Annotated in this window: 15 protein-coding genes and 1 riboswitch; of the genes, 7 read left to right on the top strand and 8 right to left on the bottom strand. The window is 32.3% G+C overall.

What is annotated here, in order from left to right; translation table 11 throughout:
• Window positions 1-85 precede the first annotated feature (85 nt).
• From KM029_RS01895 to KM029_RS01885, 3 genes are all read left to right on the top strand, one after another.
• Window positions 86-1636: an arylsulfatase gene (locus KM029_RS01895; RefSeq protein ID WP_144075098.1), complete on the top strand. Its 1551-nt coding sequence runs from the start codon at window positions 86-88 to the stop codon at window positions 1634-1636.
• Between the two features lie 101 nt (window positions 1637-1737).
• The gene (locus KM029_RS01890; protein WP_144075097.1) at window positions 1738-2751 is read left to right on the top strand and encodes a helix-turn-helix domain-containing protein; all 1014 of its coding nucleotides are present in this window, start codon (window positions 1738-1740) and stop codon (window positions 2749-2751) included.
• A gap of 69 nt (window positions 2752-2820) precedes the next feature.
• Window positions 2821-3765: an NAD(P)H-dependent flavin oxidoreductase gene (locus KM029_RS01885; protein ID WP_144075096.1), complete on the top strand. Its 945-nt coding sequence runs from the start codon at window positions 2821-2823 to the stop codon at window positions 3763-3765.
• 59 nt (window positions 3766-3824) lie between these two features.
• On the opposite strand, the gene KM029_RS01880 is transcribed toward KM029_RS01885, so the two are convergent.
• A complete protein-coding gene (locus KM029_RS01880; RefSeq protein WP_144075095.1) occupies window positions 3825-4478 on the bottom strand; it encodes an HAD family hydrolase in 654 nt (217 codons plus the stop codon).
• 217 nt (window positions 4479-4695) lie between these two features.
• On the opposite strand from KM029_RS01880, the gene KM029_RS01875 reads away from it, so the two are divergent.
• Window positions 4696-6201, top strand: coding sequence for an NAD(P)H-hydrate dehydratase (locus KM029_RS01875; RefSeq protein WP_144075094.1), 1506 nt, complete (start codon window positions 4696-4698; stop codon window positions 6199-6201).
• A 61-nt stretch (window positions 6202-6262) separates the two neighbouring features.
• On the opposite strand, the gene KM029_RS01870 is transcribed toward KM029_RS01875, so the two are convergent.
• Complete coding sequence (locus KM029_RS01870) at window positions 6263-6694, bottom strand: hypothetical protein (RefSeq protein ID WP_144075093.1); 432 nt, start codon at window positions 6692-6694, stop codon at window positions 6263-6265.
• Between the two features lie 173 nt (window positions 6695-6867).
• Here KM029_RS01870 and KM029_RS01865 point away from each other — a divergent pair, with 173 nt between their 5' ends.
• Entirely contained in the window at window positions 6868-9000 is a 2133-nt protein-coding gene (locus KM029_RS01865; protein ID WP_205125456.1) for a prolyl oligopeptidase family serine peptidase, read from the top strand.
• A 94-nt stretch (window positions 9001-9094) separates the two neighbouring features.
• Here the strand turns inward: KM029_RS01865 and KM029_RS01860 are convergent, their stop codons facing one another.
• A complete protein-coding gene (locus KM029_RS01860; protein ID WP_144075092.1) occupies window positions 9095-9940 on the bottom strand; it encodes an NADAR family protein in 846 nt (281 codons plus the stop codon).
• A 32-nt stretch (window positions 9941-9972) separates the two neighbouring features.
• Window positions 9973-10359 (bottom strand): hypothetical protein, encoded by a 387-nt coding sequence (locus KM029_RS01855; RefSeq protein WP_144075091.1) that lies wholly within the window; start codon window positions 10357-10359, stop codon window positions 9973-9975.
• 202 nt (window positions 10360-10561) lie between these two features.
• Window positions 10562-10742, top strand: a riboswitch (cobalamin riboswitch).
• 135 nt (window positions 10743-10877) lie between these two features.
• On the opposite strand from KM029_RS01855, the gene nrdD reads away from it, so the two are divergent.
• Both nrdD and KM029_RS01845 read left to right on the top strand, forming a co-directional pair.
• Entirely contained in the window at window positions 10878-12716 is a 1839-nt protein-coding gene (nrdD, locus tag KM029_RS01850) for an anaerobic ribonucleoside-triphosphate reductase (RefSeq protein WP_184679474.1), read from the top strand.
• Window positions 12717-12804: 88 nt separating this feature from the next.
• Entirely contained in the window at window positions 12805-13191 is a 387-nt protein-coding gene (locus tag KM029_RS01845; protein ID WP_144075089.1) for a hypothetical protein, read from the top strand.
• A gap of 66 nt (window positions 13192-13257) precedes the next feature.
• Here the strand turns inward: KM029_RS01845 and KM029_RS01840 are convergent, their stop codons facing one another.
• The 4 genes from KM029_RS01840 to KM029_RS01825 form a co-directional block, all read right to left on the bottom strand.
• On the bottom strand, window positions 13258-13638 hold the full coding sequence (locus tag KM029_RS01840) for a hypothetical protein (protein ID WP_144075088.1): 381 nt from the start codon (window positions 13636-13638) through the stop codon (window positions 13258-13260).
• A 199-nt stretch (window positions 13639-13837) separates the two neighbouring features.
• Window positions 13838-14590, bottom strand: coding sequence for an acyl-[acyl-carrier-protein] thioesterase (locus tag KM029_RS01835; RefSeq protein ID WP_144075087.1), 753 nt, complete (start codon window positions 14588-14590; stop codon window positions 13838-13840).
• Entirely contained in the window at window positions 14590-15489 is a 900-nt protein-coding gene (locus tag KM029_RS01830) for an aldose 1-epimerase family protein (protein ID WP_144075086.1), read from the bottom strand. The genes KM029_RS01835 and KM029_RS01830 overlap by 1 nt, the downstream gene beginning before the upstream one ends.
• 213 nt (window positions 15490-15702) lie before the next feature.
• Window positions 15703-16404, bottom strand: a complete 702-nt coding sequence (locus KM029_RS01825; protein ID WP_144075085.1) for a DUF1349 domain-containing protein — start codon at window positions 16402-16404, stop codon at window positions 15703-15705.
• Window positions 16405-16527 lie beyond the last annotated feature (123 nt).

Here is a 16527-nt window from a genome sequence, read left to right as displayed (position 1 = left end):
GTTTATTACAATATAAGGATATTCCTTCCTACTGTTATCTCCGTTTATCATTCTATACAGTTACTTATTTATAACTAATAACAGAATGAATAAATTATTAATACTTTTCCTAACAGTACTATCGTTACCCATTTTTGCTGATAAAGCACCTAAAAAACCCAATGTGGTTATCTTATGGGGAGATGATATTGGACAATTTAATTTATCGTATTGGAACAGAGGTCAAATGGGATATTCCACTCCTAATATTGACCGTATTGCTGAAGAAGGTATCGCATTTACAGATTACTATGGCGAACAATCTTGTACAGCTGGTAGATCATCATTCCTGACTGGTCAAAATCCAATTAGATCTGGCCTTGCTAAAGTTGGTTTACCTGGTGCAGAAGCTGGTTTTAAAAATGAGCATCCTTCTATTGCATGGTTATTAAAAAGAGAAGGATATGCAACTGCTCAATTTGGTAAAAACCATTTTGGCGACAGAGATGAAATGCTACCTACAAACCATGGTTTTGATGAATTCTACGGAAATTTATATCACTTAAATGCAGAAGAAGAACCAGAACACCCTGATTACCCTCAGGAAGAATGGTTTAAAGAACAATTTGGACCAAGAGGTGTGATTCACGCTTATGCTGATGGTAGAATTTCTGATACGGGTCCACTAACTAAAAAAAGAATGGAAACTGTTGATAGAGAAATCACTGATCGTACTTTAGAATGGTTAGATGAAAGAGCTAAAGAAGACAAACCATTTTTCTTATGGTACAATACTGTAGGAATGCACTTCCCTACTTACCCTGCCGATGATATTAAAGGTATTTCGGGACAAGGAGGTGACTCTTTCTATGCAGATGCTATGGTAGATCATGATCGTAATATTGGTAAAATCCTTTCTAAACTAGAACAGCTTGGACAATTAGAGAATACCATCATTATGTATTCTACAGATAATGGACCACACTACAACGAATGGCCTGACGGTGCAGTTACACCTTACCGTTCTGAGAAAAACTCTAACTGGGAAGGTGCCTACAGAGTCCCTTGTCATGTAATGTGGAAAGGTCAAATTCCTGAAGGAAAAATTCTAAATGGTATTGTTTCTCATCAAGATTGGTTACCAACAATCTTAGCAGCAGCGGGTCAAGATAATATCAAAAAAGAATTAGAAAACGGTATAGATTACGCTGGTCGTAAAGTACAAACAACTATTGATGGTTTTAATATGCTTCCTTATTTCACAGGTAAAGAAGATAAATCTCCAAGGCATAATTTCATCTATTCTTCAGATGATGGTGACATTACAGCAATAAGAATGGATGATTGGAAAGTTGTTTTTATGGAACAAAGAGCACATGGAATGCAATTATGGGCAGAACCATTTGTTACATTACGTGTTCCAAAACTTTTTAATCTAAGAAGAGATCCTTACGAAAGAGCAGATACAGACTCTAATGCCTACTGGCCGTGGGTTATGAAACGTGCCCCATATATCTATAAAGCAGGCGCAACTACAGCAGGTTTCATTAAATCATTATATAAGTATCCTCAAATAGAAAAAATTGATTCCTTTTCTATTGATCAGACGATGGAAACTTATCAACAATGGAATGAAAACAGACAAAAAGCAAAATAATTAAATTTTACACCAAGTTGAATAATTTCTTCTTGGTGTATTTTTATTACTGTATCTTATATTGTGTAATAATTTGTTCTAATGCCATATAATTATTTAAGATGATAGAGAACCAAGATGATCATAAAAATATTTTACGAATTAAAGAAGGGAATGCCAAAGAGCTCATTATGCAACTTTATAACCAAATTGGTGGCTCTTTAGAAAAACAGAAATACTCTTTTAATACATCTGTAGGAAAAGGTTTTTTTCGATATTATAAACTCACAGAAGGCATAGAAGTTACAATCAACTCCATTACTGCTTATCATGATTACGATGTTTATTTTGAAGGAAATAATAGTGATACAAATTCCCTATGCGTGCGTTTTACAAGAAGTGGAGAATTACTAACTAAAGGAAAGTATGAGCATCACCCAGACCTTACATTAGATAACGGAAGTATTATATATGACACTCGGTTATCGAATAACAGTCATATTAAAAAAGGGCAATTAAATCAATGGGTAGCAATAAGAATTGCGGAAGGAGTTATTGATCATGAAAACACCTTTTTTAAAGAACTTTTCGGTGATATCTTCAACTTTCCAAAATTTTGGTTTCAATACGATACAACCCCTCTTGAAATTCATGCTATTTTAAATGATATTTTTGACTTGGATCATACTTTAAAACCACCTGTTTTTAACCTAAAACTATTATCTAAAGCTTGTGAGGCAATGAGTATTTTTTTTGATAGACTGTTAAATCGAAATGATGCATTACCGAATAACACTATTCATCCATCAGATTTAATCCTCTTGATGAATATTAAGGACGAACTCCTTGCTAATTTAGAAGAGGTAAAATCATTAAACGAATTTGCTGATAAATATGGGTTTTCTGTATCAAAATTAAGACGTGATTTTCAACAAGTTTTTGGTTCAACAATACATCGATTTCATCAAAACTATAGGCTAGAAAAAGCAAAAATATTATTAACTACAACCACAAAAAGTATTACAGAAGTAGCTAGAACATGTGGCTACAAATCAGGAGCAAAATTCTCGGAATACTTTAAAAAGAAATATGGAGTACCTCCAAAAGAAATTTCCAAAAAATATAGAACTTTGTAAAAGTGAAACCTGATTTCTTATAAAAAAACAAATTGCTTAACTTCATGATATAACTATAAATAAACAGACATGAAGAACAATAGAGTTTGCGATATTTTTGGAATAGAATACCCTATTATTTCTGGAGGAATGGTTTGGTGCAGTGGGTGGAAATTAGCAGCTGCTGTAAGTAACGCTGGTGGTTTAGGCCTTATTGGTGCTGGATCTATGCACCCTGATACATTTTTAGAACATGTACAAAAATGTAAACAAGCTACTCAAAAACCTTTTGGTGTAAATATCCCACTCTTCTATCCAGAAGTTGAAAAACTTATTGAAATTATCATCAACGAAGAAGTTCCTATTGTTTTTACCTCGGCAGGAAGCCCTAAAAAATTCACAAGCCTTTTTAAAGAACATGGAATTAAAGTAGCACAAGTTGTTTCTTCCTTAAAGTTTGCACTAAAGTCTCAAGAAGCTGGTGTAGATGTTGTTGTAGCAGAAGGTTTTGAAGCTGGAGGCCATAATGGAAAAGAAGAAACTACAACAATGTGCCTTATTCCCCCTATTGCAGAAGCACTCTCTATTCCTGTAATTTCAGCAGGAGGAATTGGTTCTGGTAAAGCAATGCTTGCTGCTTTTGCATTAGGAGCTGAAGGAGTACAAATAGGAAGTCGATTTGCTATTTCAGAAGAATCTTCAGCTCATGATAATTTTAAACATAAAATTGTTGCTACTCAAGAAGGTGATACGATCCTTACATTAAAAGATTTAGTAGCAGTTCGGTTAGTGAAAAATAAATTCTACCAACAAGTGGAAGAAGCAGAAGCAAGAGGCGCTACTAAAGAAGAACTCATAGAATTGTTAGGAAAAAGAAGATCTAAAAAAGGAATTTTTGAGGGAGACCTTGATGAAGGAGAAATTGAAATTGGACAAGTGTCTGCGCATATTCAAGATATTCAACCTGCAGGTAATATTCTTTCATCTATTTGGAAAGAGTTTGAGGTAGAAAAAAAACGTTTACAAAATTTATAAAAAAATAGGCGATAAATGGAACACTCCTCTTATCGCCTATTTTCATGATATAGTTAAGATTAATCCTCTTCCTCTACTGTATCGTCATCAAAATGAATGATCTCGAAGCCATTTTCTTTAGCATCATCAACACATTCTTCATAATCTTTGTACTTATTTCTTTCGTCATCATCGTTTACAACTAGAACTCCTTTTTCAGCATAGTTCATCATAGGAAAATCAGATAACGAGTTACCATAAGCTACATCTGGATGAATATTGTGTTTTCTTAATTCACTTACCTTCTTATCATAACTATTTACGCCCTTAGTTAAGTCAGAACCAATTACTTTATCAAAAGCTCCATTTAAAAAGCGTTTATTAATTTCTTTAGCAAAATGCTCTTCAGTAGATGTACATAATACTAAAGTATATCCTTCTGCTTTTAATTTTTTAATTATTTCGATGGCATCCTCATATACATCTACATCATTTTTCTTGAAAAATCTATCAACAAGTTTTTGATAATTTTCTCTTTGAGAGATCTCACCTATTTCATGAACTAAATCATTATATGTCTCAAAAGAATGATTAGAATATACGTCCGTAAATTCTTCGTACATATAGCCATTCGATTCTGAAATTATTGTACCGTCTAGGTTAAAAACTGCGGTTTTTTCTTGACCGAAAAGGGTATTGGATAATAATAAAAGTAGTATAAAATATCTTTTCATGGATAGTAAAGCATTATAGTTTGAATATGGATCAAAAATAGAAATTTCCTATTTACTATAAAGTTACTTCTGTCACTATTCTTACATGGATATTAGATTTACAGAATTATTAACAACGTAATTTTACCATATATGCAAAAACTAGAAAAAATAGTCAATTGTATTATTGGGCAGCCCAAAAAAATCCACTAAATTAATATAAAATCAAACAATAGAAATGAAACTTTTTACAACACAACAAATTAGAGATTGGGATGCCTTTACAATAGCAAATGAACCTATTGATAGCATTGATCTTATGGAGCGTGCGGCTTCACGTTTAACAGATTGGTATTACGAAAATTGCGAGAGATATAACGATATTACTTTTTTCTGTGGCATAGGCAATAATGGCGGCGACGGACTAGTTATGGCCCGTTTACTCCATCTTATGAATTTTAAGGTGAAATGTTATATTGTTCATTTTAGTGATAAAATATCTGAGGATTTTAAGCAGAACCTATCTAGGTTACCAAAGAATATTCAATGTTATGATATTAAGGAAGAAAATGACCTTCCAACAATAGAAGAAGATACTGTAATTGTAGATTGTATATTTGGTTCTGGACTTTCTAGACCACCAAAAGGGATTACTCAGCAAACAATTATAGAAATTAATAAATCTAATAATCCTGTAATCGCAATTGATATTGCTTCTGGCCTATATGCAGATCATTATTCTACACATTTTCAGACGATAGTTGAAGCTGACATTACGCTTACATTAGAAGTGCCGAAATTGGCAATGTTATTTCCTGAAAATGATAAAAATGTAGGTGAACTAAATATTATTCCGATAGAATTAAGTAAAAAATTTAAAGAAGAAACTCCTTCTAATTACTTTTTTACTACACATAAAAACGTTCAACAAATTTACAGACCAAGAAAGCGTTTTGATCATAAAGGTAAATTTGGAAACCTTCTGATTGTAGGTGGATCAAAAGGTATGATTGGTGCAGTACAATTAGCGACAAAAGCCGGATTAAGAGCTGGAGCTGGCAAAACTACTGCTTTAGTACCTGCATGTGGATACGAAATTATTCAAGCTACAATTCCCGAAGCAATGTGTATATCAGATCCATCACGAAATCATATTGTAGCCTCTACATTAGTTTCAAAATATTCTGCTATTGGTATCGGTCCTGGAATTGGACAACATGAACAGACTCAGAAAGCAGTAAGATCTATTATAGAAGATGCTGAAAAGCCAATCGTATTAGATGCTGATGCACTTAATATGTTATCTAAAAATGAAGAATGGTGGTCTTTACTTCCTAAAAATTCTATCCTCACTCCGCATGTTGGAGAGTTTGAACGCCTTGCGGGAATTCAATTTATTAATTCATTTGATAGATTGGAAGCTGCTAGTAAAATGGCACAAGATTGCGAGGTTATCGTTGTATTAAAAGGTGCAAATACCGCTATTTGCTTACCCAACGGACAAATTCACTTCAACTCAACTGGTAATGCTGGTCTTGCTAAAGGAGGTAGTGGTGATGCCCTTCTTGGAATTATTAGTAGTTTATTGGCTCAAAAATACAAACCATATGAAGCAGCAATTTTAGGTGTGTATTTACACGGCAAAGCAGGTGATTATGCTTCGGCAGAAAAAGGCTTTGAATCTATGGTTGCCTCTGACGTAATTGAGAATCTTGGAAAAGCATTTTTTGAGTTACTAAAGTAGAACATCAGTTATGAAATTAAGAGCGAGTGATATTACATCTTCTCGCTCTTTTTTATGCTTTTTAAAGTCTAAAACCCACCCCAAAACTTAGCGTAAACATCCTTCTACTAAAATAGTAATCTCCATTTACTTGTAAATTCATTCCGTCATTTAATCCATGAGTGTACCCTCCGCCTAATGCAAAATCTGTCTGATTTACCAAAACACCTTTCATGCTAAAATGAAATTCTGGAACAACATAAATTCTATTACCAAGAATTAAGGAATGCTTATCAGTAAGGTATTCATATCCTGCTGTAAGGGCCATATTTCCACTCATAAAGAAGTTTAGTTCGGCATTTCCATAGAAATATGTTCCTTTATCTCCTCCAAAAGTAGGCCCTATACTTCCAGAAAGTTCAACCCTTCCGTTCCCACTTTTTTGTGATGATTGACCATTTACAAATTGACTAGTTAAAGCTATTGTTGAAATTAGTAGTAATATTTTTCTCATTGTTGAATGTTAATAGTACATACAAAACTATGCAATCAAAATGTTTGAAAAACTTAAAGTTGATCATGGTTGAAGTTCATTAACAATCAAAGTATGGTAGATAGGAATTGTGTCAAGTGTTTTTCATAAATTCACCCATCAATTTATTATCACAAATAAACAACTTCCCACTCATGAAAACATTTTTTAAAGTAGTTGCTCCAATAATAGGTGCTGCTGCAATTACCTCTTGTGAAGTAAAACCCCCAACAATGGCGTATCCAGATACAAAACGTGATGTAGTAGTTACTACATATTTTGGAGAAGAAGTTAAAGATCCGTACCGTTGGTTAGAAGATGATAAATCTGAAGAGACGGCTGAATGGGTGAAAGCAGAAAATGCTTTAACACAAAAATACCTTAGTCAAATTACATATAAACAAGGTATAGTTGACCGTTTAACAGAGCTTTGGAACTATGAGAAAATCACCGCTCCTAGAAAACATGGAGATTGGTTGTATTTCTATAAAAATGATGGCTTACAAAATCAATATGTAATTTATAGAAAGAAAGCTGATAGTGATAAAGAAGAAGTTTTCTTAGACCCGAATACATTTTCTGAAGATGGAACGACTTCTCTCTCAACAATAAAATTTACTAAAGATGGTAAACTTGCTGCTTATGCAACATCTGCAGGTGGATCTGATTGGAGAACAATTCATATTATCTCTACGGATTCAAAAAAAGAAGTTGAAGCTCCTATTTTAGATGCTAAGTTTACAGGTATCTCTTGGAAAGGAAACGAAGGTTTCTATTACAGCAGTTATGATAAACCAAAAGAGGGATCTCAGTTATCTGGTATGACACAACATCATAAATTGATGTATCATAAATTAGGTACTAAGCAATCTACTGATCAACTTGTTTTTGGAGGAGAAAAAACACCAAGAAGATACATTGGAGGAAGTGTTACAGATGACAGTCACTATTTAATTATTTCGGCTTCTGTAAATACATCAGGAAATGAATTATATATTCAAGATCTGACTAAAAAGAATGCTCCAATAGTTACAATGGTTGATAATTTTGACAACAACTCTTACGTATTGTATTCTAAAGGAGATCAACTTTTTATACAAACAGATTACAACGCACCTAATCAGAAAGTAGTTACTGTAAGTGCTAAAAAGCCTAAGTTAGCTCATTGGAAAGACCTTATTCCTGAAACTGAAAACGTTCTTTCTGCTTCTACGGCTGGTGGAAAATTATTTGCTAATTATATGGTAGATGCAGTTTCTAAAGTTTATCAATATGATTTAAACGGCAAGAAAGAAAGAGAAATTAAACTACCTGGTTTTGGTACTGCAAATGGTTTTTATGGAGAAGACGAAGACAAAACATTGTTCTACTCTTTCACTTCTTATATCTACCCTTCTACTACGTTTGAATACACTATTAAGTCGGGTGAATCAAAAGAATATTTAAAATCTAAAGTAAAATTCAACCCTTCTGAATACACATCAGAGCAAGTTTTTTACACGTCTAAAGATGGTACAAAAGTACCAATGATCATCACGTATAAAAAAGGATTAAAGAAAGACGGACAAAATCCTACAATTCTTTATGGTTATGGTGGATTTAATGTATCGCTTCAGCCAAGTTTTAATACAGCCAATATTGTTTGGTTAGAAAATGGTGGGATTTATGCTGTTGCTAACTTACGTGGTGGTGGTGAATATGGAGAAAAATGGCATACTGCTGGTACAAAAATGCAAAAGCAAAATGTTTTTGATGACTTTATTGCTGCTGCAAAATACCTAAAGAAAGAAAAGTATACTTCAACTGAAAAATTAGCCATAAGAGGTGGTTCTAATGGTGGTTTACTTGTTGGTGCTGTAATGACACAACAACCAGATTTAATGCAAGTAGCTTTCCCTGCTGTTGGTGTTTTAGATATGCTTCGTTATAATAAATTTACTGCTGGAGCAGGTTGGGCATACGATTATGGTACAGCAGAAGACTCTAAAGAAATGTTCGAATATCTTAGAGGTTACTCTCCATACCACAACGTAAAAAAAGGAACTATTTACCCTGCCACAATGATTACTACAGCTGATCACGACGATAGAGTTGTTCCTGCACATTCGTTTAAATTTGCTGCACAATTACAACATGATGATGGAGGTAATAATCCAATCCTAATTCGCATTGAATCAAATGCAGGACATGGTGCAGGTAAACCTACAGACATGATTATTGATGGTTATGCCGATCTATTTGCTTTTGCTTGGTTTAATATGGATTTCACTCCTGCTTTATCAAAGTAAGCAGCTAGATATATCCGCTTAAAAGAAAAACACCTCCTTAAAACTAATTTGGTAGTAAGGAGGTGTTTTTTATATATCAATTTCTAAGTAAAGACTATTCATTAAAATCTACCGTTCCGATTTCCCCACCAAAAACATTAATATTAAATGGAGGAGTCACATTTAGAAGGTTAAAACGTCCAGTTTTTTCTAGTAACTCTAATCTGTATTTATCACGCAGTCTAGCTACTAATTTACCAAAAACATTTAACCCAGAAAGATTACCATTCCGTTCAATTTTTGTTGACCAAAAGACATCAGGTTTCCTCAATTCTGAAGAAATTTGTACTATAGGAGCTTGATTAGCTGCTCCATTTTTTAGCAGCACTCTTCCAAATTCTTTACGGTTACTCGCTAATTTCATGACCAAAGTATACCACATAGCATTCACTATTTCTGTGAGTGCTTCCCAATGTTTTTCTTTATAGGATGAGAAGGGTAAATCTCTCATTTCCCATTCTCTAAGAATATAAGAGGATCTCCAAAAGAAACGCATTTCTTCTCTTCTCTCACCAATTCTTTTTGCACTCTCACCTGCTGTTTGATCTAAAATTATTAATTGTTTTTCTACAACATCATCCCCTTTTTCTGGATCTAATTTTATAATCTGATACAAATGTTCTGCAGTTCTAAAATGAGGGAATTGAGGAATAATTATAGGAAAACCCAGCCCTTCATTAGATAGTTGTTGAGCTTCATCATGTAAAATATGTAGTCGTGTACTATTTTTCTTAACATACATATTTAAAGCCTCATTTTTAACTTTACCTTGTTTAACGGCATCAAATAATTGATTAAGATTGAATACAAAGCATTCCTTCTTATCTAATAAAAAGTCTTTTATTTTATATGTCTCTAAAGTACAAAGTGACTTTACTTCATCTACCGATAAATAATACATTAGGATGATTTTTTATTATTAGAAACAGTTTATTATTGTTTTGTCATTCTGTATGTTTTCCCCTCATATTTGAACAACATATGCGTAACATCTGCTTGTTCTAAATATATAAGCTGATTTACCTGAACTTCACCAATTGTAGTTACAACTTGAAATTCAGCATCGTCTCCTTTCATTTGAACATAATCTCCATGCATAGAAGTTATTTCTGGAGAGTTTACATCTTTCATTGCATTATGAAACGTAAAGTCAATCAAGGTCGCTTTCATATCAGTTACCCCATCATTATAAATATATGTTCCATCTATTAAATTATACCCTTCTGGATTTGGTTGCGGTTCTACATGTTCTCTATCACATGAAATTATCAGGAACGGAAGAGTAATAAAAAATAGGCTAAACACTAAAAGTTGTTTCATATATATTATTTTAAAATTAGGCCACACAAAAACTTTAATTATGCAGTTACCTACAAATCAAAACTAAAACGTGAAGATAAATTTTTAGTTTTTCATATAAAAATTGATATCAAAAAATGCCTTAAAATAGATGGTTTCTAAGGCGCTTATTTTCCAAACTTATTTTAATGATTGTCATCAGTGCAACTTCTCTTTTTATCCTACAAATTTAAGTATTCATGGTTTCAGAATACCAAAGAAATAACAGGGAATCTAGTGTAAATCTAGAACTGTCCTCGCAGCTGTAACTCTTTAAAATGCATTATTAATACCATTGATTGTATCGAGAAGGTAATAATGAAAAGAAGAGAAGTCAGAAGACCTACCATGAATAACTTTGTAAAACAACTTCGAGTGAAAAGTTGAATCACTAAACACTTTGCTACGTGTTTAACTGATACCCACACTCCTATAATTACAAACTTCAAGACAATGTATTCTCAAGAATACTTCCTTTAAAAACTTATAACATTTTGAAAGTGGTAGAACAAATTGACAGCAAGATTTTAAGATTCGCAAACGAAGCAATCAACTTAACAAACATTGAAAATGAGAACGCAAATATGCCTGAGGGGGTATTTACTGCTAAATTAACCCGTATGTCTTCTGAGGTTGCCAAAGAATACGCAAAGCAATATTTACTGCCAGAAAAGCATTTAAAAATGCACGAAGAAGGTTGGATTTACATTCACGATTTTAGCTCTTATGCAGTGGGTATGCAAAATTGTATGTTTATTGATATTGGAGAAATTCTCAGTAAAGCGATCCATACAACAAATGGAACAATGCGTTCTCCCAAAAGTATTAGAGCGGCTTTACAAGTAACCGCAGTGGTTTTACAATGCCAGAGTAATGCACAGTTTGGAGGAATAGCAATTAATGCTTTCGATTTCCATATGGGAAAATTTATAAAGATGAGTTTTGAAAAACATCAAAAAACTGCTTTAAAATATGGCATTCCCAATTCTGAAAAATATGCTTGGGAACAAACTGAAGAAGAAACTTACCAAGCTTGTGAAGCCTTTCTTCATAACTTAAATCATCTAGAAAGTAGAGCAGGAAATCAATTACCATTTGTGTCTATTAACTATGGTTGTGACACTTCTAAAGAAGGGCAATTATTTATTAAGTGTCTTTTAAAAGCTACATTAGAAGGTATAGGAGAGAAAAAAACAACTCCAATTTTTCCTATTCAAATTTGGCAATATAGAGAGGAGAATGGGAAAATTATAAACGAAAAACTCTTTGCCTTAGCCAATGAATGCTCTATAAAAAGGGTGTATCCTAATTATGTAAATACACATAAAGAAATATATGATGTAGTTGATAAAAATGGAAAAATTGACCCTGACTTAATACCTGCCACTATGGGTTGTAGAACTCGACTTGGAAAAAACCAGCACGGTTCTAACGGCAAATCTGGAAGAGGCAATTTATCTCCTGTTACTATGAACTTACCTAAATATGCCATGGAAACAGGCAACTGGGAAGACTTTAAAGTAATGGTAAAAGAGATGGCATATACTGGAATTGATATGATGGAAGTTCGTCTAAGATGGCAGCGTAAACAGTTAATGGGCTCTGCTCCTTTTATGTACAAAAACGGTATATGGAAACATAATAAACCCTATGATGAAATGACTAAAATTGGAGACATTCTTTATTCTGGTACACTTGCTCTTGGGTTTATTGGTATTGCAGAAGCAGCATTATTGTTGTTTGGAAAGCATCATGGAGAGTCTGATCAGGTTCAGAAAAACATGTTAGCGTTAATAAAAGAGCTTTCTGAATTGTGTGAAGTTGAATCTGAAAGAAGGCGATTAAACATCTCTTTATACGCTACTCCTGCTGAAAGTTTATGCCATCGTTTTGCAAAACAATTACAAGAACAATACGGTCGGGTTAAAGGTATTTTTGATAAAGAATTTATTACTAATTCCTTTCATATTCCAGTATGGCACAATATCAATTACGTAGATAAAATTGCATTAGAAGCTCCTTATCATAATTATTGTACTGGAGGTTCAATAACTTATGTAGAATTAAGATCGGAAATTACAAAGACACCTCATCTTTATAAAGATTTAATTAGAGGTGCAATGAATGAAGGGGTATATTATTTTGCTACCAATATTCAGAAAGACCGCTGTCTATCGTGCGATAATGAAGATGTTTTTACCGATCTAAAATGTAACAAATGTGGATCTCAAGAAATCATCACATTACGAAGAGTAACAGGCTATATTACAGGTGCTTATCACAAAGTGTTTAACAATGGAAAGAAGGATGAAGTGAGAAGTAGAGTAAAGCATTTTTAAGAAATATCTTACAATGTAAACTTTTTCAAAAAAATGAATGTTTTCGAATTATACTAGCAGTTTTGAATATTGATTAAATCCCTTAACTATGATTTTAAAACTATTATTTTTATTAACCATCACATTCTTTTTTTCAATTGAAAAGTCTAAAGCTCAAAAAGGCAACTCCATTCCTGAAATCAATTCAGAAAAAAAATCATCTGTCTTTCTCTTTTTGAAAACTTATAGAAGAGATTGCCTGAAAGGTGATTCTTTAATTGTCTCAGAAATTTTCAAAGTGGCTAAACATGAATTAAAAACTAGGAAATTTAATTTATTAGAAACTTTTGAAGATGAAGTTCAAGACCGACACAGACGTTATGTAATTGATGTCTCCATTGAGAGTATTCATGGAATATATCAGACATTAGATTCTGCTATTTTTGAAAGGAATAACCTCATTTATCCAAATGAAAACAAATTGGTCTTGAAATAGAAAAAAGGGTAGCGAATTATCTAAACAATTCACTACCCTTTCTTATTTATATCTATAAAGTAACTATTACATCCACTCTTCACAGAAACGTAAGAATTTAACTTTCAATTCATTGTAAATTGAATGAAATTTTGCCATTTCTGAATACATTCCTTCTTGGTCCTCAAATTTTGTCTTTGAAGCTTTAATTGGATTTTCTTTTTCTGCAGCAACTAACTCTTCTTCTTGTAATTTAATTTTATGATTTAATGTATCAATTACTTCGTTTTGAGCGATAAATTGATTTTTAAATTGAGTAAGTTCTTCTCTAATTTCTTGCTTATTATTTTTAACAGTTAATTCTTCAACTCTATCAGCATATAATTTAATTTGTTCTTTATAAAAAGATAATTCTTTAACCCATACTGTATGTTCGAAGTGTAAAGAAGCTACATTTAAAGTATTCATGTTTTTAAAAATTTTGATATTTTTTAAGATTAATTATGACTGTTTATACTCGTCTTCTCTCAACAATGTTACAAAATTTCTCCACAATACTTGTTTTTGATTATAATTTGAAACTAACTAATCATAATTTGATATTTTAATTAAAAAAGCACTAAAGATGTACTCCCTAGTGCTTTAAATGTCTTATATCAAAAGTGTTTTATTTCCAATTTGTATGAATAATACATGCTGGCTTCACTCCTTCTTGTTTCATTATACAAGTAATCACTTTTGTTACTCCCTCTTCTTCTGTAACTTCACTTACAACATTTACCTCTTCATCTAATACTACTTCAGTAACGTAATTTATTTCTACATCCGTCAGCATCTTTTCAGTTTTGTAGGTGTGAGGCAAACTATCTAGCATCCATTCAAAATACTTTATATTATTTACGTGATTTACAGGGTCTAAATCAGAATACATTGCTTTTTTCTTCAAAGAAAAATCTACTCTTTCAATACCCTTTAGTCGAGATGGAGATGAAATACAAGAAATATCTGCTCTTGGTGTAATTCTATCAACAAATTCTTCTATTGGTGTTGGCCTACGTTTTTTCATATCCAAACCAAACCAATTAGAAGTACCTTGAATAATTATATTTCCTTTTACATCAACTAGTTGAAAATTACGCTGTGATGAAAACTTCTGGACATCATGCACCCAAGTTTGCATTAATAGCTTCTCTGTCCATTTTGGCCAACGTTTTACACGATATTTATAACTACCTAATACCCAAGCTTTACCAATTGCCATCATTTCTCTTAAACCAAATTGTTCAGCATTAGAATGATTTCCTGCTGCTTCTTGAAACAATTCTGAAATAGATGTAGGTTTTAATGTATAATTAGGCCCGATTTGATAAGAAGTTACAATTTGTTCTTCTTCCCAAACTCCTTCTTTATTTTCTATCATTAATCGTCTGTATCGATAATTTCTACCGTAAATGTACACCCGAAAGTCTCTCCTTCTGGTAATTTTTGGTTGGCATATTTTTCTTTAAAATCATGACTTTCGTCTCTAAGATCTGCTACGCCATACCATGGTTCTATACAAACAAAATTTGCTTCTTTCCCAACAGGAGTCCAAATTCCTAAAAGAGGCCAATTTTTAAAGCCAATTCTTAGTTTTCTAGATTCATCTCTTTTAGTAAAAATATCTAAGTATTCTGATTTAAAATGATCAAAAATTAAAGCATCATCCTTAAAGGTATCATAATGTAGAGGCAAGAATTTACTACCATTTAGAGCATTCTCTTTTATTGCCCCACTTCTTAACCCGTCATCTAAAAGAAGTTGTTGAAATTCCTCTTGCTCAGAAAATTCAATTGTATAGTCTTCAAAAGAAGTATCTTTTATAAAATCAGTATTAAAACCAGGGTGTGCACCAACAGAGAAATAAATTTCTTCTGTATCTAAATTATCCACCTGATAGCTTATTGATAGTTTATTATTTTTGATTTCATATATCGTTCTAAACACAAACTTATAAGGATACTTCTCCATTGTTTCGTGATTAAAACGCAATTCGAAGATACAAGACAACTCATCTTGAGTAATTAACTTGTGCTCCATATCTCTAGCAAATCCATGCTGAGGTAATTTATATGTAATTCCATCTACTTCATAAACTCCATCTTCTACTTGACCAACTATTGGGAAAAGAACAGGAGCATGCCTTCCCCAAACATTTTTATCTGCTTGCCAAAGATATTCGTGCTGATGTTGTTTATGATAAATTGAGTGCAATTCTGCTCCATCTCTAGATATTTTTACCTGGAGAACTGCATTCTCTAATGTGACGATTTTATGCATAAGTAATTATAGGTTTTTCATAAAAATAAAATGCCTTAACGTATTGAATACGCTAAGGCAAAATAATAAAAATTTGAAGAACACAAGCCAATAATATTATGATTTAATCATAATCTTTTAAGGAAATACAATTCAAGAAAAAATTATTAATATTATCCGTTTATTTTTAAAGTACTTTAGTACAAATAAACTTGTCTAAAAAGATAATAGTAATTACTTACCTGTTCTAACATTCTTTATTGTACGCTTCTCTAAAGAGTAATAAAGAAATGAATGCTCTTTAGGCTCAGACGCTGGACATTGAGCTTCTAATCCGAAATAGACCTTTTCATGTCCTTTCATCGAAACTAAACGAGCCATTTTATAATCGACTCCATCATTCGACCAGAACATTGAGTAAACATCTCCTTTTCTTGTTACCCTTAACCATACATGGTCTGTTTTATTCAAAATAGCCCCATTAGAATCATCTGACAATTCCTTAGTAACGACAGAAACAATACTATTCCCCGTTGCGTCAGAATTTTCGAACTCAAACTTAATCCAGTTTAATGAATCAAAATAGACCATTACTCCGCAAGCATTCCAAACAGAAGATAGATCCGGTTTAATTAAAACTGTTGCGACAAAGTCACCCTCTACTTCATTGTAAAGAAAAGGTGCATTTGAGCTTATTTTATTCGTTTCTGGATTATTAAAATAATCTGTATTCTCCCCTGCCTCAATAATCAGTTTATTATCAGAAAAAGTGTGATTTTGAGGTTTATTCAACCATTTATAAGATTTAATGTCTTGGTGTTTTTCTACATTTAAAAGGTTTGTAGATTGATCAATAGCCTTAAGGTATTTTTGTGCGTTACAAAAAGTAATACTACTAATTAATAGTACAATAGCTAGGGTTATTTTTTTGTTCATGATGTAAAATTTAAAGTTTGTATTATCAAGAACAGTTTTAACTTTTAAATAAAAAAAACACAGTATATAATATTTGGTAATACCAATATATACTGTGTTATTATATTTTAGAATATGAATTGA

The organism is Flammeovirga kamogawensis (genome assembly GCF_018736065.1).
Classification (GTDB): domain Bacteria; phylum Bacteroidota; class Bacteroidia; order Cytophagales; family Flammeovirgaceae; genus Flammeovirga; species Flammeovirga kamogawensis.
Note: the sequence above shows the minus strand (reverse complement) of the source record. Positions and strands in the feature narration are given on the sequence as shown.